Below are 23,200 nucleotides of genomic sequence, written 5' to 3'. Positions count from 1 at the left end.
TGGGAGAGGGCGGGCAGCCGGTCGCGCACCGAGTCGACGGCCGCGGCGTGCGCGTCCAGTTCGACGACGCAGGCCACGGCGCCGGAGTCGCCCAGCCCTGAAAAGCCGGCTGCGCCGCTTTCAGGGGCGCGTCGTGGGGGAGCGGGGCGCAGCCCCCGCTCCAGGGGCGCGGGGAACTGCGCGAGCAACCACAAGAGACCGGGAGTCGCACAACAAGCCACGCCCCACGGCGAGTGGGCGCAGCGAGCAACCACAAGAGACCGCGAGCCGCGAGGCAAGGGCGCCCCCCACGGCGAGTGGGCGGCTCCGCCAACGCTACCCGCGGTAAATCGCCTCGATCTCGTCCGCGTAATCCTTGGCCACCACATTCCGCTTCAGCTTCAGCGACGGCGTCAGATGCCCCGACTCCTCCGTGAACTGGGAGGACAGGACCCGGAACTTGCGTACGGACTCCGCCTTGGAGACCGCCGCGTTGCCGTCGTCCACCGCGCTCTGGATCGCGGCGAGGAGATCCGGGTCGTCACGGAGAGAGGCCGCCGTCGAACCGGCGGGCTTGCCGTGGTCCGCCGCCCAGCGGCCAAGGAACTCGTCGTCCACGGTGACCAGCGCGCCCACGAACGGGCGGCCGTCCCCGACGACCATGCACTCGGCGACCAGGGCGTGCGCGCGGATGCGGTCCTCGATCACGGCGGGGGCGACGTTCTTGCCGCCCGCGGTGACGATGATCTCCTTCTTGCGGCCGGTGATGCGCAGATAGCCGTCCTCGTCGAGCGTGCCGATGTCACCGGTGTGGAACCAGCCGTCGGCGAGGGCCTCCTCGGTGGCGCCCTCGTTGTTCCAGTACTCCTTGAACAGGTGCTCGCCGTGGAGGAGCACCTCGCCGTCGTCGGCGATGCGGACGACCGAGCCGGGCAGCGGCTGGCCGACCGTGCCGATCTTCTGGCGGTCCCACGGGTTGAAGGCGGTGGCCGCGCAGGACTCGGTGAGGCCGTAGCCCTCCAGGACCGTGAAGCCGATGCCGCGGAAGAAGTGGCCGAGGCGCTCACCGAGCGGGGCGCCGCCGGAGATCGCGTACTCGCCGCGTCCGCCGAGGACGGCCCGCAGCTTGCTGAAGACCAGCTTGTCGAAGATCGCGTGCTTGATCCGCAGGCCCAGGGACGGGCCCGACGACGTGTCGAGCGCGCGGCTGTACGCGATGGCCGTGTCGGCGGCCTTGTCGAAGATCTTGCCCTTGCCGTCGGCCTGCGCCTTGGCGCGCGCCGAGTTGTAGACCTTCTCGAAGACGCGCGGCACGCCCAGGATCATGGTCGGCCGGAAGGAGGCCAGCTCGTCCGTGAGGTTCTTGACGTCCGGCGCGTGGCCGAGCTTGATGGGCGCCATCAGCGCGGCGACCTCGACGAGCCGCCCGAACACGTGCGCGACGGGCAGGAAGAGGAGAACCGAACACTCGCCCGTACGGAAGAGGGGCTTGAGGCGCTCCACCACGTTGCCGCACTCCGCGAAGAAGCTGCGGTGGGTGAGGACGCAGCCCTTGGGCCGGCCGGTGGTGCCGGAGGTGTAGACGATGGTGGCCGGGTCGTCGGCGCCGGCCACCGCGCCGCGCTCGTCGACGGTCGCGTCCGGCACGTCGGCGCCCGTGCGGTGCAGCTCCTCGACGCCGCCCTTGTCGATCTGCCAGATGTGGGAGAGGGCGGGCAGCCGGTCGCGCACCGAGTCGACGGCCGCGGCGTGCGCGTCCAGTTCGACGACGCAGGCCACGGCGCCGGAGTCGCCCAGTATCCACTGGATCTGCTCGGCGGAGCTCGTCTCGTAGACGGGGACGGTGACGGCGCCCGCGCTCCAGATGGCGAAGTCGAAGAGCGTCCACTCGTACCGGGTGCGGGACATCAGGCCGACGCGGTCGCCGGGGCGCACGCCGGCGGCGATCAGACCCTTGGCGGTGGCGCGCACATCGGCGAGGAAAGCCTTCGCGGTGACGTCCTGCCAGCGGCCGTCGACCTTGCGGCCGATGACGGCGACATCCGGGTACTGCGCGGCATTTCTACGGACGATGTCGGTCAGATTGCCGTCCGCAGGGACCTCGTACAGGGCCGGAAGGCTGAACTCGCGCAAGACTGCTGCTCCTACATAGGGCGCCGGCGCCACGACGTTGTGTGCTGCGACGGTGCGGTCCAAGATCGGGCAGGTGCTCAGTCGAGTGGGGGCTGAGCACTACTGGACTGCCCGGACGTTACCCATCGGTATGGCTGGTTCGGTAGGGGGGCAGGGCCAGATGTTCGGTGCGTCACACGTCGTTCTGGTCTGAATCGCACAGTACGCCACGGTCTTCCTGACTCGGAAGTAACCGCAGGTCGCACACGGTCAAGAGCCTCTACCGCCCGCCGGGCGACCGCCCTAGGGTGATCGGCATGCCAGCTTTCCGGGTCAATGTGGTCAGTGACGTGCACGGCAACGCCGAGGGTCTCGCCCGCGCGGGAGACGGCGCGGACGCGCTCGTCTGCCTCGGCGACCTCGTGCTCTTCCTCGACTACGCCGACCACTCGCGCGGCATCTTCCCCGACCTCTTCGGCCCGGCGAACGCGACCCGGCTCGTCGAGCTGCGCACCGCCCGCCGCTTCGAGGAGGCCAGGGAATTCGGCCGGAAACTGTGGGGGACCATCGGCAGCGACCGGGCCACGGCGATCGAGTACGCCGTCCGGAAGCAGTACGCCGAAATGTTCGCGGCCTTCCCCACCCCGACCTACGCCACCTACGGCAATGTCGACATCCCGACCCTCTGGCCCGAGTACGCGCGCCCCGGCACCACCGTCCTCGACGGCGAGCGGGCCGAGATCGGCGGCCGCGTCTTCGGCTTCGTCGGCGGCGGCCTGCGCACCCCGATGCGTACGCCCTACGAGATCAGCGACGAGGAGTACGCCGCGAAGATCGAGGCCGTCGGCGAGGTCGACGTCCTGTGCACGCACATCCCGCCGGACGTGCCCGAGCTCCTCTACGACACCGTGGCCCGCCGCTTCGAACGGGGCAGCCGCGCCCTGCTCGAAGCGATCCGCAGGACCCGTCCGCGGTACGCCCTCTTCGGCCACGTCCACCAGCCACTGGTCCGGCGCATGCGCGTCGGCGCGACGGAGTGCGTGAACGTCGGCCACTTCGCCGGGTCGTCCAGGCCCTGGGCCCTGGAGTGGTGACCACGCGGCGCGCGGTAGCCTTCACGCGGTACACACCCCTCTGTCCCGGACCGCATCTGGAGGAGCCACAGCGATGGCGGAACACACCAGCTCGAGCATCACGATCGAGGCGGCACCGGCCGAGGTCATGGGAGTGATCGCCGACTTCGCCCGCTACCCGGACTGGACCGGTGAGGTGAAGGAGGCCGAGGTGCTCGCCACCGACGAGCGGGGCCGCGCCGAGCAGGTCCGCCTCGTCATGGACGCCGGCGCGATCAAGGACGACCAGACCCTCGGCTACACCTGGACCGGCGACAACGAGGTCAGCTGGACCCTCGTCAAGTCCCAGATGCTCCGCTCGCTGGACGGCTCGTACCTCCTCAAGCCCGTCGGCACCGGCACCGAGGTCACCTACCAGCTCACCGTCGACGTCAAGATCCCCATGCTCGGCATGATCAAGCGCAAGGCCGAGAAGGTCATCATCGACCGCGCACTGGCGGGCTTGAAGAAGCGCGTGGAGTCCGGCTCCGGCACGGCGTAACCGGGGGCTTTCAGGGGCGCGGGGAACTGCGCGAGCAACCACCCACACCCGTCGGCCGCGGGAAAAGCGCAGCCCCCCACGGCGAGTGGGCGCCCCCCGCCTCCGCAACGCGCTGACGTACGGTCACCCCTATGCGCACCCTCCTCGTCACCGGCCCCGGCGGCTCCGGCCGAACCACCGTCGCCGCCGCCACCGCACTCGCCGCGGCCCGCGCAGGCCACCGGACCCTCGTGATCTCCGCCGACCGCGCCGACACCCTCGGCACGGCGCTCGGCACAGCGCCGGGCGCCCCGGCCACGCACCCCGGGCTCACCACCCACAGGCCCGACGCCGACGCCCGCTTCCGGGACGACCTGCTCGCCCTGCAGGAACGTGCCGCCTCCGCCCTCGACCTGCTCGGCGCCGAACGGCTCGACGGCGAGGAGCTGACCGCGCTGCCGGGCGCCGAGGAGCTGGCCCTGCTGCGCGCCCTGCGCGACGCCGCCCGCGACGACACGTACGACACCGTCGTCGTCGACCTGCCGCCCACCGCCAAGGCCCTCGCGACCCTCGCGCTCCCCGAGCAGCTCCGCCGCTACCTGCGCCGCCTGCTCCCGCCCGAGCGGCAGGCGGCCCGCGCCCTGCGCCCCGTGCTCGGCCGTCTCGCGGGCGTCCCGATGCCCGCCGCCTGGCTGTACGAGGCCGCGGCCCGCCGGGAGGACGACCTCGCCGCCGTCCAGCGCGTGATCGAGGCCCCCACCACCACCGTCCGCCTGGTCGCCGAACCCGGCCCCGCGGGCGCCGACGCCGTCCGAGCCGCCGCCACCGGCCTCGCCCTGCACGGCCTGCGCACCGACCTCCTGGTCGCCAACCGCGTCCTGCCGGACACCAGCTCCGACACCTGGCTGGCCGGCGTCTGTGCCCAGCAGCACAAGACGCTCACCGAGTGGGAGTCGGCGTACGACCATGTCGGCCCGGTCCGCAGGGTCCCACACCTCGGCCGCGACCCGCGCGGCGCCGACGACCTCGCCGCCCTCGGCCTCACCGCGCCCGCCCCCGCCGGCCCCGAAGCGGCTCCCTGGCCCGTCACCGACGCCACCGCCGACGACGGCAGCCGCATCTACGTGTGGCACATCCCGCTGCCCGGCGCCGCACGCGACGAGCTCGGCCTCATCCGGCGCGGCGATGAAATCGTCGTCACCGCGGGCCCCTTCCGCCGCATCGTCCCCCTCCCTTCCGCGCTGCGCCGCTGCACCGTCGCGGGGGCCGGGCTGCACGAGGGCGAGCTGCGGGTCCGGTTCGCGCCGGACCCGGACCTGTGGCCGTCCGGACGGTGAACGTCCTACCGCCATTCGGGTAACGTCGAGTGGCATGAGCGATGCCACCGGGCACGAAGCCCCCGAAGCCGACGCCAACGCCTGGGAGCAGGCGTGCGCCGAGGATCTCGCGGCGGAGCAGGCCCGCCGCCGCGCGCAGTACGGTCCGCCGCCCGGCTCGGCGGCCGAGGAGCTGCGCAAGCTTGTCGACGCGGTCTCGGAGAAGCTCTCGGGACTGCAGACGCCGCTGCTCGGCGCGGTCGCGCAGGGTGCCGTCGAGCAGACCCTGAAGCAGGTCGTCAGGGAGGCGAAGGCCGTCGTCGAACCGGTCATCGAGCGCAACCCCGACGTCTTCGACCACCTCGCGGCGGCCGGCTCCGAGCTGCTCGCCGCCTACCGCTCCGCGGTCGAGGGCCAGGAGCGCCGCTGGACCCGCGGCGAGGATCGCGAGGACGAGGGTCCCGCGGCGGGCGAACACATCGATCTGGACTGACCCCCCTCGGGTACGGTGGGCCGTAGCGGGGCTCGATCGAACTGAGGGATTCATGGGACTCACCATCGGCGTCGACATCGGCGGCACCAAGATCGCGGCCGGAGTGGTCGACGAGGACGGCAACATCCTCTCGACCTTCAAGGTGCCGACCCCTGGTACTTCCGAGGCCATCGTCGACGCGATCGCCTCCGCGGTGGCGGGCGCACGGGCCGGACACGAGATCGTCGGCGTCGGCATCGGCGCCGCCGGATACGTCAACCGCCAGCGCTCCACGGTCTACTTCGCGCCGAACATCGACTGGCGGCAGGAGCCGCTCAAGGACGAGGTCGAGAAGCGCGTCGGCCTGCCCGTGGTCGTCGAGAACGACGCCAACGCCGCGGCCTGGGGCGAGTACAGGTTCGGCGGCGGCAAGGGCCACCGCAACGTCATCTGCATCACGCTCGGCACAGGCCTCGGCGGCGGCATCATCATCGGCAACAAGCTGCGCCGCGGGCACTTCGGCGTGGCCGCCGAGTTCGGCCACATCCGGATGGTGCCGGACGGCCTGCTCTGTGGCTGCGGCAGCCAGGGCTGCTGGGAGCAGTACGCCTCAGGACGCGCCCTCGTGCGGTACGCGAAGCAGCGCGCCAACGCCACCCCGGAGAACGCCGAGTACCTCCTCTCGCTCGGCGACGGCACCCCCGACGGCATCGAGGGCAAGCACATCTCGATGGCCGCGCGGCAGGGCGACGCCGTCGCCATCGACTCCTACCGCGAGCTGGCCCGCTGGGCGGGCGCGGGACTCGCCGACCTGGCGTCGCTCTTCGACCCGTCCGCGTTCATCGTCGGCGGCGGCCTCTCGGACGAGGGCGAGCTGGTCCTCGACCCGATCCGCAAGTCCTTCAAGCGCTGGCTCGTCGGCGCCGCCTGGCGCCCCGAGGCCCAGGTCATCGCCGCCCAGCTGGGCAACAAGGCGGGCCTGGTCGGCGCGGCCGACCTGGCGCGGGAGCCCGACCCGGTCATGTGACCCCGTGACGGGGGCGCCGCCGACCGCGCCGCGCGCTCGTCCTCAAACGCCGGACAGGCCGAATATCCTCGGCCTGTCCGGCGTTCGCGTATCTTGATCGCCATGCCGACGAGCCCGAGCTCCACGCTCCCCGACTCGCGTACCGAACCCGACGGTTCGGCCGTCATCCGGGTGCTCAGCTACAACATCCGCTCGATGCGCGACGACACCGCCGCGCTCGCCAGGACCATCGCCGCCTGCGCCCCCGACCTCGTCCTGGTCCAGGAGGCGCCGCGGTTCTTCCGCTGGCGCAAGAAGCTGGCCCGCCTCGCGCGCGCCGCCGACCTGGTGATCCTCTCCGGCGGTGGCAGCGCGGCCGGACCGGCGCTGCTCTGCTCCCTGCGCGCCACCGTCGAGCGCACCGAGGATGTGCTGCTGCCGCTCACCCCCGGACTGCACCGGCGCGGCTTCGCGACCGCCGTCGTGCGCTTCGGCGGTGCCCGCGTCGGCGTCCTGAGCTGCCACCTGAGCCTCCAGACCGACGAGCGGTACGCGCAGGGCGGGATGCTGCTCGACCGGCTCGCCGGGATGGGCGTGGAGCACGCCGTCGCGGGCGGCGACCTCAACGAGCGGCCCGGCGGCCGGACGTTCCGCAGGCTCGCCGAAGGGCTCCAGGACTGCTGGACGGCCAAGCCGTGGGGCGGCGAGAACACCTCGACGCCGGACGACCCGCACCAGCGCATCGACGCGATCTTCGCGACCTCCGGGATCGAGGTCCTGGGCTGCGGCGTGCCGTCGGACCTGCCCGGGGTGAGCGCGGCGGACCTGAGGGCGGCCACGGACCACCTACCGGTCCTGGCCGCCCTCAGGGTCCCGGCCGCCTAGGGCGTGTCTTTTGGACGGGCCCGGGCTGATCCGAAAGACACGCCATAGGGCCCGGAGCGGTTCAGACGACCGCGCCGCGTCCCGGGTCGTCGTCCTCCTCGTCGTCGCCGCTGTTCATCCGCATCACCAGCGTCGCGAAGCCGCCCAGGAAGCCGCCGATGCCGAGCGTGGTCAGCCACCACGTCATCTGCCAGCCGAGCAGCACGGCGAGCAGGATGAGCAGCGGGCCGCCGAGCACGGCGAGCCAGGCGAACCTGGCCGTCACGTCGGCCTCGGGCAGCGGCGGCGGCTCGGGCGGCACGAAGTGCCCCTCGTCGTCGGCGTCGAAGTCCTTCTCGGAGGGCTCGGGCGTGGTGTAGTCGCGCGGCCCGCCGCCCATGCCGACTCCGGGCGCGAACGAGACGGAGCTGCCGAGCGGCTTGTCGGTGCCGGACTTGTCGTCCGGGGCGGGCTCGGCGGGGCTCTTCACAGGGCCCGAGCCGCCGGAGCCGTCCGTGGGGCCGTTCGTCTCCGTCTCCAGGAGTGCCAGGTCCTCGACGGACTTGAAGGGCTTGGCGCCCGGCGGGTCCGCGGGCTCCTCGCCGTACCCCGCGACGATGGCCCGCCAGGCGGCGTCCTCGTCCAGCGGCACCCCGTCACCGGGGACCTTGCTCTTCTCGGGCTCGCGGCTCTCGTCGCGGTCCGCCGCCTCGTGCTCAGCCACCGGTGGCCGTCCCTTCCTTGCCGACGCTGGGGGCGAGCCGGGCGATGAACGCGTAACTCTCCTCGAAGATCCGGTCCGCGTCGTAGTCCAACGTCGCGACGTGGTAGCTCTGTTCCAGCAGGATCTCCTCGACGTCCGTGGACGAGACGCGGCCGAGGATGCGGGCCGAGTCGGCGGGCGGCACCACGTGGTCGCGCGGGCTGTGCAGCACCACCAACGGCTGGGTCACCTGCGGCAGTTCCGCGTCGACCAGGCGGAAGAAGCGGCGCAGGGAGTGCGCGGCGTGCAGCGGGACCTTGTCGTAGCCGATCTCGACGGAGCCGGGCTTGGCGATGTCGCTCGCGATGCCGTTGGTCGTCGTCACGAAGTGCCGCACGACCGGCAGCGCGTGCGCCGCGACGCCGTGCACCTTGTTCCCCGGGTTGACCAGGACGAGGCCGCTGACCGCGTCCCCGTGCTTGGCCGCCAGGCGCAGCGCGAGCGCGCCGCCCATGGAGAGCCCGAAGACGAAGACCCGCGCGCACCGGTCGAGGAGGCCCCGCAGCTCGCGCTCCACCTCGGCGTACCAGTCCTGCCAGCCGGTGACCTGCATGTCCTCCCAGCGGGTGCCGTGCCCGGGCAGCAGCGGCAGCGAGACGGTGAGGCCGCGCTCCGCCAGATACTCGGCCCAGGGACGCAGCGACTGCGGGGATCCGGTGAAGCCGTGGCAGAGGAGGACGCCGACCTCGCCGCCTTCGTGGCGGTACGGCTCGGCTCCGGGGAGGACCGGCACCTTCGGTCTCCTTCGTGAGATGTGACGAGGGGATTCAAGGGTCGTGAGGAGTACTTCACCGTACGCGACCGGACTGACACCGACCAGGGTCGTCGGGCCCATTGGCCGCACCCCGGGTTAAGGTCTGATCCACAGAAACAGGAGGCACTCGGTTTGATCTACGGCGCAATGAAGGTTGCCATCGGAGGGCCGCTGAAGCTCGGCTTCAGGCCCTGGGTGGAGGGCCTTGAGAACGTCCCCGCCGAGGGCCCTGCGATTCTGGCGAGCAACCACCTCTCGTTCTCGGACTCCTTCTTCCTCCCCGCGGTCCTCGACCGCAAGGTCACCTTCATCGCCAAGGCGGAGTACTTCACCTCGCCCGGCGTGAAGGGCAAGCTCACCGCGGCCTTCTTCAAGGGCGTGGGCCAGCTCCCCGTGGACCGCTCCGGCGCGCGCGGCGCGGGCGAGGCCGCCATCAAGAGCGGCATCGAGGTCCTGGAGCGCGGTGAGCTCTTCGGCATCTACCCCGAAGGCACGCGCTCGCCCGACGGGCGCCTCTACCGCGGCAAACCGGGCGGCCTCGCGCGCGTGGCCCTCGCCACCGGCGCGCCCGTGCTCCCCGTCGCGATGATCGACACGGAGAAGATCCAGCCGCCCGGCAAGGTGATGCCCAAGCTGATGCGGCCCGGCATCCGCATCGGCAAGCCGCTCGACTTCCGGCGCTACCAGGGCATGGAGCAGGACCGCTTCGTGCTGCGCGCGCTGACCGACGAGGTCATGTACGAGATCATGAAGCTCTCCGGCCAGGAGTACGTCGACATGTACGCGACGGCCGCGAAGCGCCAGATCTCCGACGCGGCCAAGGCGGCCAAGGCGGCGGACGGCAACAAGAGCGGACACAAGGACGGCAACAAGGACGGACACAAGGGCGGGCGCAAGGAACGGGCCGGCTCTTAACCGCGTCCGTTCAGGGGTGGGGCACACGGGGGGGGCGGGGGACATGGCCGAGCGCGAGAAAGTCATGAGGATGTCGGTCGAGCAGCCGCTGTGGCGCGCGCTCACCGCGTACCGCGTGCTGACGATGCTGTACGCGATCGGCCTCTTCGGCGCGGCACACGAGAAGCTGGACCGGCCCTGGCTGGCCGTCGCCTACTACGCGGTGCTCGCCTCCTGGACCCTCGCCACCCTGCCCCGCGTCGCGAACGCGGCGAGCTGCACCAAGCGGTTCCTCGTCGCGGACCTGACCGTCGCGATCGTCGGCATCCTGCTCACGCCGCTCGCCGACTCGCAGCAGCGGATCGTCGACGGCGGCCCGACGCTGCCCTCCATATGGACGGCGGGCTCCGTCCTCGCCTTCGCGATCAAGGGCGGCTGGCGCTGGGCGGCCTCGGCGTCCCTGCTGGTGGGCGTCGCCAACGTGGTGCAGCGCGGCGCGTTCAGCCGCGACACCGTGCACAACGTCCTGCTGGTCTGCATCGCCTCCATCGCCATCGGCTACGTCGTGGAGCTGGCCCGCGCCTCCGAGCGCACCCTGGCCCGCGCCCTGGAGATCGAGGCCGCGACCCGCGAGCGCGAACGGCTCGCCCGCGACATCCACGACAGCGTCCTCCAGGTCCTCGCCATGGTGCAGCGCCGCGGCACCGCCATCGGCGGCGAGGCCGCGGAGCTCGGCCGTCTCGCGGGCGAGCAGGAGGTCGCCCTGCGGACCCTGGTCGCGGGCGGCATGGCCCCCGCCTCGTACGCGTCGGAGGACCTCGCGCAGGGCGCCGTCGTCCGCGCCGTCGAGGTGCCCGACGAGCCGGACGACGACGGGCCCCGCGACCTGCGCCCGCTCCTCGCCCGGCACGCGGGGGCGAAGGTGACGCTCTCCGAACCCGGGGCGCCGGTCCTCCTCGCGCCGCGGGCCGCGAAGGAGCTGGCGGCCGCCGTCGGTGCCGCCCTGGACAATGTCCGCGTCCACGCGGGACCGGACGCGCACGCCTGGATCCTGGTCGAGGACGAGCCGGACGGGGTGATCGTGACCGTCAGGGACGACGGCCCCGGCATCCCGGAGGGCCGGCTCGCGGAGGCCGAGGGGGAGGGGCGCATGGGCGTGGCCCTGTCGATCCGGGGGCGGCTGCGGGACATCGGCGGCACGGCCGAGCTGATCTCGGTGCCGGGCCAGGGGACGGAAGTGGAACTGAAAGTGCCGCGCGAAGAGGCGCGGGACACCCGGGGGAAGGCAGGAAAGGCGAGATGAACGAGCAGCAGCAACGGCAGGAACCGGCCACCGCGGGGGACGGGCCGGCGGTCGGCACGATCAAGGTCATGGTCGTCGACGACCACCCCATGTGGCGCGACGCCGTCGCCCGTGACCTCGCCGAGGCGGGCCTCGACGTGGTCGCCACCGCGGGCGACGGCGAGCAGGCCGTCCGCCGCGCCCGGGCGGTGGCGCCCGACGTCCTGGTCCTCGACCTGAACCTCCCCCTGAAGCCGGGCGTGCAGGTCTGCAAGGAGCTGGTCGGCGCCAACCCGGCGCTGCGCGTCCTCGTCCTCTCCGCGAGCGGCGAGCACGCGGACGTCCTGGAGGCGGTCAAGTCCGGCGCCACCGGCTATCTCCTGAAGTCGGCGTCCACGGAGGAGCTGATCGACGCGGTGCGCCGCACGGCGGTCGGCGACGCGGTCTTCACCCCGGGCCTCGCGGGCCTCGTCCTCGGCGAGTACCGCAGGCTGGCCACCGAGCCCGCGGCCGGCACCCCGGACGACCCGAAGGCCCCGCAGCTCACCGACCGCGAGACGGAGGTCCTGCGCCTGGTCGCCAAGGGCCTGAGCTACAAGCAGATCGCCGAGCGCCTGGTCATCTCGCACCGCACCGTGCAGAACCACGTCCAGAACACCCTGGGCAAGCTCCAGCTGCACAACAGGGTGGAGCTCGTGCGGTACGCGATAGAGCGCGGCATCGACAGGCCCGACCATGCGTGACCCCTCGTACAACCCCTCGTACGGGTGAAAGCGCTTGATCAACTCCCCTGCACAGCAAAGGAATTGACCATTCGCACCGTCCCTGAGTGACCTGGATCACCATTAGCGTGACTCGCATCAGGTCACTGAGGCGAAGGGACTGTTCCATGGGGGCCAAGAAAATTGGCGTACTGACCGGCGGCGGCGACTGCCCCGGGCTCAACGCGGTCATCCGCGGCGTCGTCCGCAAGGGCGTGCAGGAGTACGACTACGACTTCGTCGGGTTCCGGGACGGCTGGCGCGGGCCGCTGGAGGGCGACACCGTCCCGCTCGACATCCCGGCGGTCCGCGGCATCCTGCCGCGCGGCGGCACCATCCTCGGCTCCTCGCGCACCAACCCGTTCAAGGTGGAGAACGGCGTGCGCCGCATCAAGGAGAACCTCGCCAAGCACGAGGTCGACTCCCTCATCGCGATCGGCGGCGAGGACACCCTCGGCGTCGCCGCGCGCCTCACCGACGAGTACGGCGTCCCGGTCGTCGGTGTCCCGAAGACCATCGACAACGACCTCTCCGCCACCGACTACACCTTCGGCTTCGACACGGCCGTCGGCATCGCGACCGAGGCGATCGACCGCCTGCACACCACCGCCGAGTCGCACATGCGCGTCCTCGTCGTCGAGGTCATGGGCCGCCACGCGGGCTGGATCGCCCTGCACTCGGGCCTCGCGGGCGGCGCCAACGTCATCCTCATCCCCGAGCAGCGCTTCGACGTCGACCAGGTCTGCGCCTGGGTGACCTCGCGGTTCAAGGCGTCGTACGCCCCCATCGTCGTCGTCGCGGAGGGCGCGATGCCCAAGGACGGCGAGATGGTCCTCAAGGACGGGACGCAGGACTCCTTCGGGCACGTCCGGCTCTCCGGGGTCGGCGAGTGGCTGGCCAAGGAGATCGAGGGGCGCACCGGCAAGGAGGCGCGCACCACGGTCCTCGGCCACGTCCAGCGCGGCGGCACCCCGAGCGCCTTCGACCGCTGGCTCGCCACCCGCTTCGGCCTGCACGCGATCGAGGCCGTCCGGGACGGCGACTTCGGCAAGATGGTCGCCCTCAAGGGCACGGACATCGTCCGCGTACCGATCGCGGAGGCGACGGCCCGCCTCAAGACGGTGGACCCGGCGCTGTACGCGGAGGTGGGGGTGTTCTTCGGCTGACCCGGGGAGGGCGGCCCTGACGCGTCCGGGACGGCCCCCCCCGCGGTGCCGTCCCGGAAACCGGTCAATAGACTCACAACCATGGAAATTCTCGCATTTGGCGTGCAGTCCGATGAAAAGCCGCTGATGGAGAAGGCCTTCGAGGGGCACCACGACATCCGCTGCCTCGACGTGTTCCTGAACGAGGACACCGCCCCGATCGCCGCCGGCTACGAGATCATCTCCTCCAGCGTCAACGCCACCCTCGACAACCGGGTCCTCCAGACCCTCGCCGCCGGCGGGACCCGGATGATCGCCCAGCGCTCCACCGGGTTCAACAACATCGACCTGCCGGTCGCCGAACGGCTCGGCCTGACCGTCGCCCGCGTCTCGTCCTACTCGCCCTACTCCGTGGCCGAGTTCGCCTGGACCCTGGCGATGGCCGTCAACCGCCGCATCGTCCGCGCCAGCAACCGCACCCGCGACTTCGACTTCCGCCTCGACGGCCTGATGGGCCGCGACCTGCGGGGCCGCACGGTCGGCGTGCTCGGCACCGGCAAGATCGGCGAGGCGTTCACCCGCATCGCGCACGGCTTCGGCATGCGGCTGCTCGGCTGGGACGTCGCCGAGAACCCCGCCTGCGCCGAGCTCGGCATGGAGTACGTGACGAAGGACGAACTCCTCGCCGAGGCGGACCTCGTCTCCCTGCACGTGCCGCTGCTCCCGGCCACCCAGCACATCATCGACGCCGAGGCGCTGCGGACGATGAAGGACGACGCGATCCTGGTGAACTCCAGCCGCGGCGGCCTGATCGACACCGACGCCCTGGTCGGGGAGTTGCGCGCGGGACGCTTCACGGGGGTGGGCCTGGACGTGTACGAGGCGGAGGCGGGACTCTTCTTCCTCGACAAGTCCCTGGAGGTCGTCGAGGACGACACGCTGGCCCGCCTCGTCACGTTCCCGAACGTCGTGGTCACCTCCCACCAGGCCTACTACACCGCGGACGCGGTGGGCCAGATCATCGACACCACGGTGCACAACGTCCTGGACTACCTGGCGGGCCGCCGCTCCGAGAACGTCCTGGTCCCCGCGGCGGGCAGCAGCTGACCGAGCAGCTCCCGCACGATCGCGGTGCCGCGCAGCGTCAGCACCGACTCCGGGTGGAACTGCACGCCCGCGAAGCCAGGCCCGCGCAGCGCGTGCACCTCGCCGCTCGTCCCGTCCCCGCTGACCTCCACGCCGTGTGCGGCCAGCTCCGCCGCGGACCCGTCGTCGCAGCGCGCCACGAAGCTGTTGTAGAAGCCGACGGTCTCGGGCCGCCCGAACAGGTCGATGCCCGTCTGCGCGCCCTGGTACGGCACCTCCTTCCGCACGATCTCCAGGCCCAGCTCGGCGGCGATCAGCTCGTGCCCCAGGCAGACGCCGAGCACGCCGTACTCGTGGCCGCGGATCGCCTCGGCCGCCAGCGAGCGCAGCAACCGCATCTTCGGGTCGGTGAGGTCGGACGGGTCGCCGGGCCCTGGGCCGAGCACGACGGGCCCCTCGTGCGCGAGCACCGTCTCCCGCAGCCCCTCCTCGTCGTAGCGCCGGACCGACACCCGCAGGCCCGAGGAGCGCAGGACGTGCGCGAGCATCGCGGTGAAGGTGTCCTCGCCGTCCACGACGAGCGCGTGGCCGGCCAGCTCGCTCGCGGGCTCCTGCATCCGCAGCCAGAACGGCGCGAGCGAGGCGCGCCGGCCGTCCAGCGCCGCCCGCACCCGCGGATCGTCGGCGAGGGCGGGCCGCGCGCTCTCCTCGTGCGGACGCCCGGGGCGCACGCCCAGCGCGGCCAGCACTCCGGCGGCCTTCGCGTGCGTCTCGGCGACCTCGCCCATGGGGTCGGAGCCGCGTACCAGCGTGGCGCCCACCGGTACCCGCAGCCGCCCGGCCGGGGAGATGTCGGCGGTGCGGATCAGGATGGGGGAGTCCAGGGTCTGCGCGCCGAAGCCCCCTTCCCGCCCACCGCTCCCTGCGGACCTGCCGATGAGGGCGAGGGCGCCCGCGTAATAGCCCCGGCCGCCGGCTTCGTGCCGCTCGATGACGCGGCAGGCGTTCTGCACGGGCGACCCGGTGACGGTCGCCGCGAACATCGTCTCCTTCAGGACCTCCCGCACGTCCAGCGACGACTTGCCGCGCAGCTCGTACTCGGTGTGCGCGAGATGGGCCATCTCCTTCAGACGCGGCCCGATCACGACGCCGCCCATGTCGCCGACGGTGCACATCATCTTCAGCTCCTCGTCGACGACCATCGAGAGCTCCTCGATCTCCTTGCCGTCGGAGAGGAAGGCGAGCAGGTCGTCCGGCGTTGGCCCCTCGGCCGGGTAGCGGTAGGTGCCGCTGATCGGGTTCATGACGACGGTCCCGCCGGACATCCGCACGTGCACCTCGGGGCTGGCCCCGACGAGCGTGCGGTCCCCGGTGTGCACGACGTACGTCCAGTACGCGCCCCGCTCGCCCACGAGCAGCCGCCGGAAGAGCGCGAGGGCGTCGGCCCTGTCGAAGCCGGGGATCTCACCCTCGTACGTGCGACGGATGACGAAGTTGGCGCCCTCGCCCCGGCCGATCTCCTCGCGCAGGACACGCCCCACGATGTCCGCGTAGGCGGCGTCGTCCACGTCGAAGGCCCCGCCCTCGACCCGCACGTCGTGCGCGGGAAGCGCCCGGAGAGCCACGTCGAGCGGGATGTCGTACGTCTCCTCGGGCGTGAGGACGGTGAGCGGCGTGCCGTCGTCGCGGACGTCGAAGCCGCGCTCCCTGATCTGCCGGAAGGGCACGAGCGCGAGACCCTCGGGGATGTCCGCGAGTCGTTCGTACGTTCCCGTCGGGCCGATCAGGACCTCGACCGTGTCGTGGTCGCGGCCCGGCGTGCGGCGGCGCAGCAGGGCGAAGGGACGGTCGTCGGACAGGAGGTCGGTGAGGTGCATAGGGTGCGTGGGGTGCATGGGAAGGGTTCCTTCTCACTCGGAGAGGAACGGCCCGGCCCCGGGAGTCCGGAAAACACTGAAGGCCGCCCCTCGGGCGGCCTTCGCGAGTCTGTGGATACGCGCAGTCAGTGGGCCGCCGGATGAGCGGGCCACCACCAGTTACGAGTCGTCGTCTGCGCGTGCATGTCCGGCACCCTAGCGCATCCGATCACTCCACCGTGTCGGCTCCGTCTCACTTCGTGAGCGGGGGGATGGACGGCGCGCTGCACCACGTAATGTTGACGAGGTGACCGTGAACGCTAAGACCACCGCTACCGGTGGCAACACCTGGCGAAACCTGCCCGCGGCGCAGCAGCCCGAGTACCCCGATGCCGAGGCTCTGCGCGATGTGATCGCGGACCTCGAATCGTATCCGCCGCTCGTCTTCGCGGGCGAGTGCGACCAGCTGCGCGCCCGACTGGCGTCCGTCGCCAAGGGAGAGGCGTTCCTGCTCCAGGGCGGCGACTGCGCCGAGGCCTTCGACGCGGTGTCCGCCGACCACATCCGGAACAAGCTGAAGACGCTGCTCCAGATGGGCGCCGTCCTCACGTACGCGGCGTCCGTTCCCGTCGTGAAGGTGGGCCGCATCGCGGGGCAGTACTCCAAGCCGCGCTCCAAGCCGACCGAGACCCGCGACGGCGTCACGCTCCCGACCTACCGGGGCGACTCCGTCAACGGCTTCGACTTCACCGAAGAGGCCCGCATCCCGGACCCCGAGCGCCTGAAGCGGATGTACAACGCCTCCGCGTCCACGCTCAACCTGGTCCGCGCCTTCACCACGGGTGGTTACGCCGACCTGCGCCAGGTGCACGCCTGGAACCAGGACTTCGTGAAGTCGTCCCCGTCCGGCCAGCGGTACGAGCAGCTGGCCCGCGAGATCGACAACGCGCTCAACTTCATGCGCGCCTGCGGCACCGACCCGGAGGAGTTCAAGACCGTCGAGTTCTACGCCTCCCACGAGGCGCTGCTGCTCGACTACGAATCGGCGCTGACCCGCGTCGACTCCCGCACCGGCCGGCTGTACGACACCTCGGGCCACATGGTCTGGATCGGTGAGCGCACCCGCCAACTGGACCACGCGCACATCGAGTTCGCCTCCCAGGTGCGCAACCCCGTCGGCGTCAAACTCGGCCCGACCACCACGGCCGAGGAGGCGCTGCAGTACATCGAGCGCCTCGACCCCGACCGCGAGCCCGGCCGGCTGACCTTCATCGTCCGCATGGGCGCCGACAAGGTCCGCGACAAGCTGCCCGAGCTGGTCGAGAAGGTCACCGCCTCCGGCGCGACCGTCGCCTGGATCACCGACCCGATGCACGGCAACACGTACGAGGCGGCCTCCGGTCACAAGACCCGCCGCTTCGACGACGTGCTCGACGAGGTCAAGGGCTTCTTCGAGGTCCACAAGGCCCTCGGCACCCACCCGGGCGGCATCCACGTCGAGCTCACCGGTGACGACGTCACCGAGTGCGTGGGCGGCGGCGACGAGATCTTCGTCGACGACCTCCACCAGCGCTACGAGACCGCCTGCGACCCGCGGCTCAACCGCAGCCAGTCGCTCGACCTGGCGTTCCTGGTGGCGGAGATGTACCGCGACCAGTAGGCCTTGAGGCTGCACGGCTGTACGGCTGTACGCACGAGTGGGGCACGGATCCATGTGATCCGTGCCCCACCGGCGTATCCGGGGCTTTTGTGGGCCCGGAGACATGGGTAAGGTTAGGTTAGCCTCACCGATCAATCGGGACGGCGCTGTCGATGAGTCCTGTCCGTCCTGTCTGTCCTGTCCGGGAGGTGAACCGCGTGTACGTCTGCAACTGCTTCGGGGTCACCGAGGCGCAGGTGAAGAAGCACGCGGCGGACGGGGCCTGCACCCCCCGCCAGATAGCCTCGGCCTGCAAGGCGGGCACGGACTGTGGTTCGTGCGTACGACGCATCCAGGCGCTGCTCGGCCGGGGCGCGTGCCCCCGCCGTGAGCTGGCGGACCAGGGAGAGCCGGTCCTCTCCGGCCTCGACGGGACCGCCCAGCAGGCTGCCTAGCAGGAGGCCGCCTAGCTCTCCGGCTGCTCGATGAGCTGCGCCAGGTAGAGCGGCTCGCCCAGCTTCTCGACGAGCTCCAGCTGGGTGTCCAGATAGTCGATGTGGTGCTCCTCGTCGGCGAGGATCGACTCGAAGATGTTCGCGGACGTGATGTCGCCCTTGGCGCGCATCACCTCGATGCCGCGCTTGAGGCGGTCGATCGCCTCCACCTCGACCTGCCGGTCCGCCTGGAACATCTCGGTGACCGTCTGGCCCACCCGGACGTGGAAGAGCCGCTGGTAGTTGGGCAGACCGTCGAGGAACAGAATCCGGTCGGTCAGCACCTCCGCGTGCTTCATCTCGTCGAACGACTCGGACCGGGTGTACTTCGCGAGCTTCGTCCAGCCGAAGTTCTCCTGCATCTTGGCGTGGAGAAAGTACTGGTTGATCGCCGTCAGTTCGGCGGTCAGCTGCTCGTTGAGAAATTCAATGACCTCGGGGTCGCCCTGCATCGCAGAGGCTCCTTCCACGCGGTTGACTGGGCAGGTAGCGCGCATCTTTGCACCGGTGTTCGGAGGGCGTCCAGTAAGTGCACGCTTAGTAGGAGTTGCCCGAATCCGTATCTGTCAGACTTCGTCTGGTCACGTCCACCGCCCCGGGTCTGTCAGGATGGAGTCATGGGTCAGCCGGCGGAACGCGCATCTCGACAGGCGGCGGAGCCGGAGCTTCCGCCGGGTCAGCGGCTGCAGCGCGGCTGGCCGGTCACGCACTACGGACCGGTGCCGAAGTTCCGTCCCGAGCGCTGGGAGTTCAGGGTTTTCGGAGCCACCGCCGACGGTGCGAAGCACTGCTGGACGCACGAGGAATTCTCCGCCCTGCCGTACGCCACCGTCGTCGCCGACCTGCACTGCGTCACGAAGTTCAGCATGCTCGGCGCCGAGTGGGGCGGGGTACCGGCCCGCACGCTCCTGGAGATCGCCCCGCCCGCGCCGAACGCCACCCATGTGATGGTCTGGGCCGAGTACGGCTTCAGCTCGAATCTGCGGATGGCGGACTTCGCCTCCGACCGCACAATTTTCGCCACTCACAAAGGCGGCGAACTGCTCACCGCCGAGCACGGCTTCCCGCTCCGGCTCGTGGTCCCCCACCTGTACGCGTGGAAGGGCCCCAAGTGGGTCCGCGGCATCGAGTACATGACCGCCGACCGCCGCGGCTTCTGGGAGGAGCGCGGCTACCACAACCTCGGCGACCCCTGGCGGGAACAGCGCTACTCATACCAGGAGGAGCCCGGGGACGGCCCCGAGTTCTAGCCCGGCCGGGGTGCTACACGCCTCGGAGCGCCTTCAGGCGTGCCACGTCCGCCGCGTGCCCCTCCTTGCCGCCGGGCGTCTCGATGACCAGCGGTACGCCCTCGGTGGCCGGGTGGAGCATCAGCTCGCGGAAGGGCTCCTCGCCGATGTGGCCGGTGCCGATGTTCTCGTGGCGGTCCTTGTGGGCGCCGACGACGTCCTTGGAGTCGTTGGCGTGCACGAGCTTCAGGCGGCCCTCGCCGACCGTGTCCACCAGGAGGTCCAGGGTCTGCTTCATGCCGCCCGGACCCGTCAGGTCGTGGCCCGCCGCGTAGATGTGGCAGGTGTCCAGGCAGATGCCCAGCTTGGGGTGGGAGTCCAGCGCCTCGAAGTACGGGCCGAAGTCCCAGGTGCGTGAGCAGAGCGAGGCGCCCTGGCCCGCCGTCGACTCCAGGAGCAGGAACGGGTCGTCGTCGTGCGTCAGCTCGTCGAGGAGCGGCAGCATCCGGTCGCGCACCTGCCGCAGGGCGACCGCCCGGTCCCGGCCGCCGGTCGCCGAGCCGGTGTGCACGACGACGCCGAGCGCGCCGATCTCGCGGGCCCTGCGCAGCGAGTGGCGCAGGGACTCCACGGACTTCTCGACGGTCGCCTCGGTGTGCGAGCCGAAGTTGATGAGGTAGGGCGCGTGGACGTACGCCGGGATGTTCCCGTCGGCACAGGCCGCGCGGAACGCCTCGTCCTGCTTCGGGTTGCCGGGCGGGGTCGCCCAGCCGCGCGGGTTGGCGACGAAGACCTGGACGGCTTCGGCGCCGAGGTCACGGGCGTACGAGAGGCCGACGGAGGCGAGTCCGCCGGCCACCGGGACATGGCCGCCGACGGGATTGCGGGACACTGCGTTGGGGGACTTGTTGCTGCTCACGACGTCAAGGGTGGCACGCGCGCGTGGATGCTCCCGAACGGTCCGGGAGGAGAGGGGCGGGGCCGGGCCGGGGCCCGGCGCCCGGCTCAGCGGATCGTGATGGTGATCGTCGAGTTCTTCGGGGCCTTGTCGCCGCCGTCCACCGACTGCTTCTTCACGGTGTCCCCGAAGATGCCGAGGAGACCGCGGTCCTCGTCGACCTCGAAGCCCGCGCCCTCCAGCTCGTCCTTGGCCTCGTCGACGCTCATGCCGGTGACGTCCGGCACCTCGACCATCGGCGGGCCCTTGGAGATCGTCAGCTCGACCGTGTCACCCTCCGCGACCGTCTCGTTCTCGGCGGGCGACTGCCTGACGACGTCGCCCTTGTCCTCGTCGGAGTGGACCCGCGCCGGGGCGATCTCGACCTTGAGGCCGGCGTCCTCCAGGTCCTCGGTGGCCTCGGCCTGGGACTCGCCCGTCACGTCGGGGACCTCGACCGGGCGGCCCTTGCTGACGACCAGGGCGACGGCCGAGCCCGCCTTGCGGGTGAAGCCGGCCCGCGGGTCCGTGCTGATCACGGAGCCCTTGTCGATGTTCTCGCTGAACCTCTTGGTGACCATGCCCGGCGCGAGTCCGGAGTTCTTGAGCTCCTTCTTGGCCGTGGCCAGCGGGAGGTTCTTCACGTTCGGGACCTTCACGGTCTCGGGGCCCAGCGAGATGGTCAGCGTCACCCCGTCGTTCTGCCGGATGCGGTCGCCCACCGCCGGGTCGGTCTTCATGACCGTGCCCCGCTTGTCCGTGTCGCTGTACTCGCGCTCGACGCCCTTCACCTCAAGTCCGGTGTCGTCGAGCCGCTGCTTCGCCTGCGCCTCGGTCTTCGCCAGGAGCGGCGGGACCTCCGTGAACTGGCCGGAATTGATGTACCAGATGCCCGTGCCGAGGCCCAGGACCAGCAGGACACCGGCTATGACCGCGATCGTGCGGCGGCGCGGGTCGAACCGCCGCCGGGAGGCCGGGGCTGCGGTGGGCGGTCCGGGCGGCGGAGTCGTGAGGACGCTGGTGCGGTTCAGCGCGTCCTCGGCCTGCCGCTCCGCCGGCCCGCCCTCCGCGGGCAGCGGGAGCTGCACGGAGCGCGCCGCGCGCGGGATCACGCTCGTGCGGTCCCCGGAGATGTCGCGGGGCTCCTGGTCCGTCGGGTGCGCCTGCGGCGGCACCGCGTCGAGCTGTTCCTCGGTCAGGCCGGCCCGCGCCTCCCTGAGCTGCGCGAGGAGGGCCACCGCGTCGTACGGACGGATGTCCGGGGTGCGCGCGGTGGCGGAGGCGACCAGCTCGTCGAGCGCGAAGGGGAGCCCGGGGACGGCCGCCGACGGGGGCGGCACGTCTTCGTTCAGGTGCTGGTAGAGGACCTGGGCGGGGGAGTCCCCGGAGTGCGGCTTGGCGCCGGTCAGCATCTCGTAGAGCACGACGCCGCACGCGTACACGTCCACGCGGGTGTCCGCCGTGCCGTGCTCGATCTGCTCGGGGGCGAGGTACGAGACGGTGCCGAGGACGGTGCCCGTGGTGTTCGTGACGGTGTCCACCGCGCGGACGAGCCCGAAGTCGGCGACCTTCACCCGGCCGTCGTCCCCTATGAGGACGTTCTCCGGCTTCATGTCGCGGTGCACGAACCCGGCGCGGTGCGCGGCGCCGAGCGCGGCGAGGACCGGCTCCAGGATGTCGAGGGCGGCCCGCGGCTGCAGGGCGCCGCGCTCGCGCAGGACGTCGCGCAGGGTGCAGCCCGCGATGTACTCCATCGCGAGGTAGACGTACGACCCGTCCGTGCCCTGGTCGAACACGCCGACCACGTTCGGATGCGAGAGGCGGGCCACCGACTTCGCCTCGCGGATGAAGCGGTCGACGAAGGAGGCGTCGGCCGCCAGCGTCGGATGCATCACCTTGAGCGCGAGCACGCGGTCGAGGCGGGTGTCCACGGCCCGGTAGACCGTGGCCATCCCGCCGACCGCGATGCGCCCGTCGATGCGGTAACGGCTGTCGAGCAGCTGCCCGACGAGCGGGTCCTGAAGGGTCGTGTCCACGGAGGGAGTCTACGAGCAGCCACCGACACCCCGGCCGGGGCGGGCATGCTCATGGCGCTACTGCAGCCGAGCTGTGACAGGCGCCAGGGCGACCGCGCCCCGTAAGGGGCGCGGGGAACTGCGCGACAAGCCCCCACCGGCGGTGAGCCGCGAACGGACAGATCCCGGCACCCCCTAAGGCGCCCCGAAGGCCGGCCGCTCCGGGTCCAGCCGGGCCATGCCCTCCGCAGGAGACGACGCCTCCGCGAAGTGCCGCCGCGGAATCCGCCCGGCCCGGTGCGCGAGCCGCCCCGCCTCGACGCCGTGCCGCATGGCCTCGGCCATCAGGACCGGCTCCTGCGCCCGCGTCACCGCGGAGGCGAGCATCACACCCGCGCACCCCAGCTCCATCGCGATCGTCGCGTCGGACGCCGTGCCCGCCCCCGCGTCGAGAATCACCGGCACGCGCGCGTGCTCCACGATCAGCTGGAAGTTGTGCGGGTTGCGGATGCCGAGCCCGGAGCCGATGGGCGAGCCGAGCGGCATGATCGCCGCGCAGCCCACGTCCTCCAGCTTCCGCGCGAGCACCGGGTCGTCGTTCGTGTAGGGCAGCACGGTGAAACCGTCGTCCACCAGGGTCTCGGCGGCGTCCAGGAGCTCGACGGGATCGGGCAGCAGGGTGCGCTCGTCGGCGATCACCTCCAGCTTCACCAGGTCCGTGCCGAGCGCCTCGCGGGCGAGCCGGGCCGTGAGGACGGCCTCGCCCGCCGTGAAGCAGCCCGCCGTGTTGGGCAGCACGCGGATGCCGAGCCGGTCGAGGACGGAGAGCACGGAACCCTGCACGCCCGGGTCGAGGCGGCGCATCGCGACGGTGGTCAGCTCCGTGCCGGACGCGATCAGGGACCGCTCCAGGATGTCGAGGCTGGGCGCCCCTCCCGTGCCCATGATCAGGCGCGAGGAGAGGGTGAGCCCGCCGATGACGAAGGGGTCGTCTGCCATGGTG

General features: G+C 71.5%; 23 protein-coding genes. 14 read left to right on the top strand and 9 right to left on the bottom strand.

The genetic code is table 11. The features are described 5' to 3' along the window. Both AB0H82_RS14780 and AB0H82_RS14775 read right to left on the bottom strand, forming a co-directional pair. The coding region (locus AB0H82_RS14780; protein ID WP_362992510.1) for a hypothetical protein at positions 1-188 on the bottom strand (188 nt) is incomplete at its 3' end. Between the two features lie 127 nt (positions 189-315). Beyond that, positions 316-2,112: an AMP-dependent synthetase/ligase gene (locus AB0H82_RS14775; RefSeq protein WP_362992509.1), complete on the bottom strand. Its 1,797-nt coding sequence runs from the start codon at positions 2,110-2,112 to the stop codon at positions 316-318. A gap of 296 nt (positions 2,113-2,408) precedes the next feature. Between AB0H82_RS14775 and AB0H82_RS14770 the strand changes: the two genes are divergently transcribed. The 6 genes from AB0H82_RS14770 to AB0H82_RS14745 all read left to right on the top strand — a co-directional run bounded on the left by AB0H82_RS14770 (position 2,409) and on the right by AB0H82_RS14745 (position 7,363). After that, positions 2,409-3,185 (top strand): metallophosphoesterase, encoded by a 777-nt coding sequence (locus AB0H82_RS14770; RefSeq protein ID WP_362992507.1) that lies wholly within the window; start codon positions 2,409-2,411, stop codon positions 3,183-3,185. 73 nt (positions 3,186-3,258) lie between these two features. Further along, positions 3,259-3,705 (top strand): SRPBCC family protein, encoded by a 447-nt coding sequence (locus AB0H82_RS14765; protein WP_362992505.1) that lies wholly within the window; start codon positions 3,259-3,261, stop codon positions 3,703-3,705. Positions 3,706-3,836: 131 nt separating this feature from the next. Then, positions 3,837-5,021, top strand: a complete 1,185-nt coding sequence (locus tag AB0H82_RS14760; protein ID WP_362992503.1) for an ArsA-related P-loop ATPase — start codon at positions 3,837-3,839, stop codon at positions 5,019-5,021. Positions 5,022-5,055: 34 nt separating this feature from the next. Further along, the gene (locus tag AB0H82_RS14755) at positions 5,056-5,493 is read left to right on the top strand and encodes a DUF5304 domain-containing protein (protein WP_362992501.1); all 438 of its coding nucleotides are present in this window, start codon (positions 5,056-5,058) and stop codon (positions 5,491-5,493) included. A 52-nt stretch (positions 5,494-5,545) separates the two neighbouring features. After that, positions 5,546-6,499 (top strand): ROK family glucokinase, encoded by a 954-nt coding sequence (locus AB0H82_RS14750; protein WP_362992499.1) that lies wholly within the window; start codon positions 5,546-5,548, stop codon positions 6,497-6,499. 102 nt (positions 6,500-6,601) lie between these two features. Beyond that, positions 6,602-7,363, top strand: coding sequence for an endonuclease/exonuclease/phosphatase family protein (locus AB0H82_RS14745; RefSeq protein ID WP_362992497.1), 762 nt, complete (start codon positions 6,602-6,604; stop codon positions 7,361-7,363). Positions 7,364-7,424: 61 nt separating this feature from the next. On the opposite strand, the gene AB0H82_RS14740 is transcribed toward AB0H82_RS14745, so the two are convergent. Together AB0H82_RS14740 and AB0H82_RS14735 are read right to left on the bottom strand one after the other, a co-directional pair. After that, positions 7,425-8,066, bottom strand: a complete 642-nt coding sequence (locus AB0H82_RS14740) for a hypothetical protein (protein WP_362992495.1) — start codon at positions 8,064-8,066, stop codon at positions 7,425-7,427. Next, positions 8,059-8,838 (bottom strand): alpha/beta fold hydrolase, encoded by a 780-nt coding sequence (locus tag AB0H82_RS14735; protein WP_362992494.1) that lies wholly within the window; start codon positions 8,836-8,838, stop codon positions 8,059-8,061. The genes AB0H82_RS14740 and AB0H82_RS14735 overlap by 8 nt, the downstream gene beginning before the upstream one ends. Positions 8,839-8,991: 153 nt before the next feature. Here AB0H82_RS14735 and AB0H82_RS14730 point away from each other — a divergent pair, with 153 nt between their 5' ends. From AB0H82_RS14730 to AB0H82_RS14710, 5 genes are all read left to right on the top strand, one after another. Further along, positions 8,992-9,774 (top strand): lysophospholipid acyltransferase family protein, encoded by a 783-nt coding sequence (locus tag AB0H82_RS14730; RefSeq protein ID WP_362992492.1) that lies wholly within the window; start codon positions 8,992-8,994, stop codon positions 9,772-9,774. 43 nt (positions 9,775-9,817) lie between these two features. Next, a complete protein-coding gene (locus AB0H82_RS14725; RefSeq protein WP_362992490.1) occupies positions 9,818-11,056 on the top strand; it encodes a DUF5931 domain-containing protein in 1,239 nt (412 codons plus the stop codon). Between the two features lie 68 nt (positions 11,057-11,124). Then, complete coding sequence (locus AB0H82_RS14720) at positions 11,125-11,778, top strand: response regulator transcription factor (RefSeq protein WP_362992538.1); 654 nt, start codon at positions 11,125-11,127, stop codon at positions 11,776-11,778. A 146-nt stretch (positions 11,779-11,924) separates the two neighbouring features. Further along, positions 11,925-12,962 (top strand): 6-phosphofructokinase, encoded by a 1,038-nt coding sequence (locus tag AB0H82_RS14715; protein ID WP_362992488.1) that lies wholly within the window; start codon positions 11,925-11,927, stop codon positions 12,960-12,962. A gap of 81 nt (positions 12,963-13,043) precedes the next feature. Beyond that, positions 13,044-14,048 carry a 2-hydroxyacid dehydrogenase gene (locus AB0H82_RS14710; protein ID WP_362992486.1) on the top strand — a complete coding sequence of 335 codons (1,005 nt, stop codon included), beginning with the start codon at positions 13,044-13,046 and terminating at the stop codon, positions 14,046-14,048. Here AB0H82_RS14710 and AB0H82_RS14705 read toward each other — a convergent pair. Next, positions 13,991-15,904, bottom strand: a complete 1,914-nt coding sequence (locus tag AB0H82_RS14705) for an anthranilate synthase family protein (protein ID WP_362992536.1) — start codon at positions 15,902-15,904, stop codon at positions 13,991-13,993. The genes AB0H82_RS14710 and AB0H82_RS14705 overlap by 58 nt on opposite strands. A gap of 286 nt (positions 15,905-16,190) precedes the next feature. Between AB0H82_RS14705 and AB0H82_RS14700 the strand changes: the two genes are divergently transcribed. Together AB0H82_RS14700 and AB0H82_RS14695 are read left to right on the top strand one after the other, a co-directional pair. Further along, the gene (locus AB0H82_RS14700) at positions 16,191-17,543 is read left to right on the top strand and encodes a class II 3-deoxy-7-phosphoheptulonate synthase (RefSeq protein WP_362992484.1); all 1,353 of its coding nucleotides are present in this window, start codon (positions 16,191-16,193) and stop codon (positions 17,541-17,543) included. Positions 17,544-17,740: 197 nt separating this feature from the next. After that, positions 17,741-17,977, top strand: a complete 237-nt coding sequence (locus AB0H82_RS14695; RefSeq protein WP_362992534.1) for a (2Fe-2S)-binding protein — start codon at positions 17,741-17,743, stop codon at positions 17,975-17,977. An 11-nt stretch (positions 17,978-17,988) separates the two neighbouring features. Here AB0H82_RS14695 and bfr read toward each other — a convergent pair whose 3' ends face one another. Then, entirely contained in the window at positions 17,989-18,468 is a 480-nt protein-coding gene (gene bfr, locus AB0H82_RS14690; protein WP_362992482.1) for a bacterioferritin, read from the bottom strand. Between the two features lie 165 nt (positions 18,469-18,633). Here bfr and AB0H82_RS14685 point away from each other — a divergent pair, with 165 nt between their 5' ends. Beyond that, on the top strand, positions 18,634-19,266 hold the full coding sequence (locus AB0H82_RS14685) for a sulfite oxidase-like oxidoreductase (RefSeq protein ID WP_362992480.1): 633 nt from the start codon (positions 18,634-18,636) through the stop codon (positions 19,264-19,266). Between the two features lie 13 nt (positions 19,267-19,279). Here the strand turns inward: AB0H82_RS14685 and AB0H82_RS14680 are convergent, their stop codons facing one another. From AB0H82_RS14680 to AB0H82_RS14670, 3 genes are all read right to left on the bottom strand, one after another. Then, a complete protein-coding gene (locus AB0H82_RS14680) occupies positions 19,280-20,164 on the bottom strand; it encodes a deoxyribonuclease IV (RefSeq protein ID WP_362992478.1) in 885 nt (294 codons plus the stop codon). A gap of 86 nt (positions 20,165-20,250) precedes the next feature. Next, positions 20,251-22,218 carry a Stk1 family PASTA domain-containing Ser/Thr kinase gene (gene pknB, locus AB0H82_RS14675; protein ID WP_362992476.1) on the bottom strand — a complete coding sequence of 656 codons (1,968 nt, stop codon included), beginning with the start codon at positions 22,216-22,218 and terminating at the stop codon, positions 20,251-20,253. Positions 22,219-22,392: 174 nt separating this feature from the next. Then, positions 22,393-23,196 (bottom strand): thiazole synthase, encoded by an 804-nt coding sequence (locus AB0H82_RS14670; RefSeq protein WP_362992474.1) that lies wholly within the window; start codon positions 23,194-23,196, stop codon positions 22,393-22,395. Between the last annotated feature and the right edge of the window lie 4 nt (positions 23,197-23,200).

It is taken from the genome of Streptomyces sp. NPDC050732, from assembly GCF_040654255.1.
GTDB lineage: Bacteria > Actinomycetota > Actinomycetes > Streptomycetales > Streptomycetaceae > Streptomyces.
The sequence above is the reverse complement of the archived record's forward strand: the minus strand, read 5'-3'. Positions and strand labels throughout refer to the sequence as shown.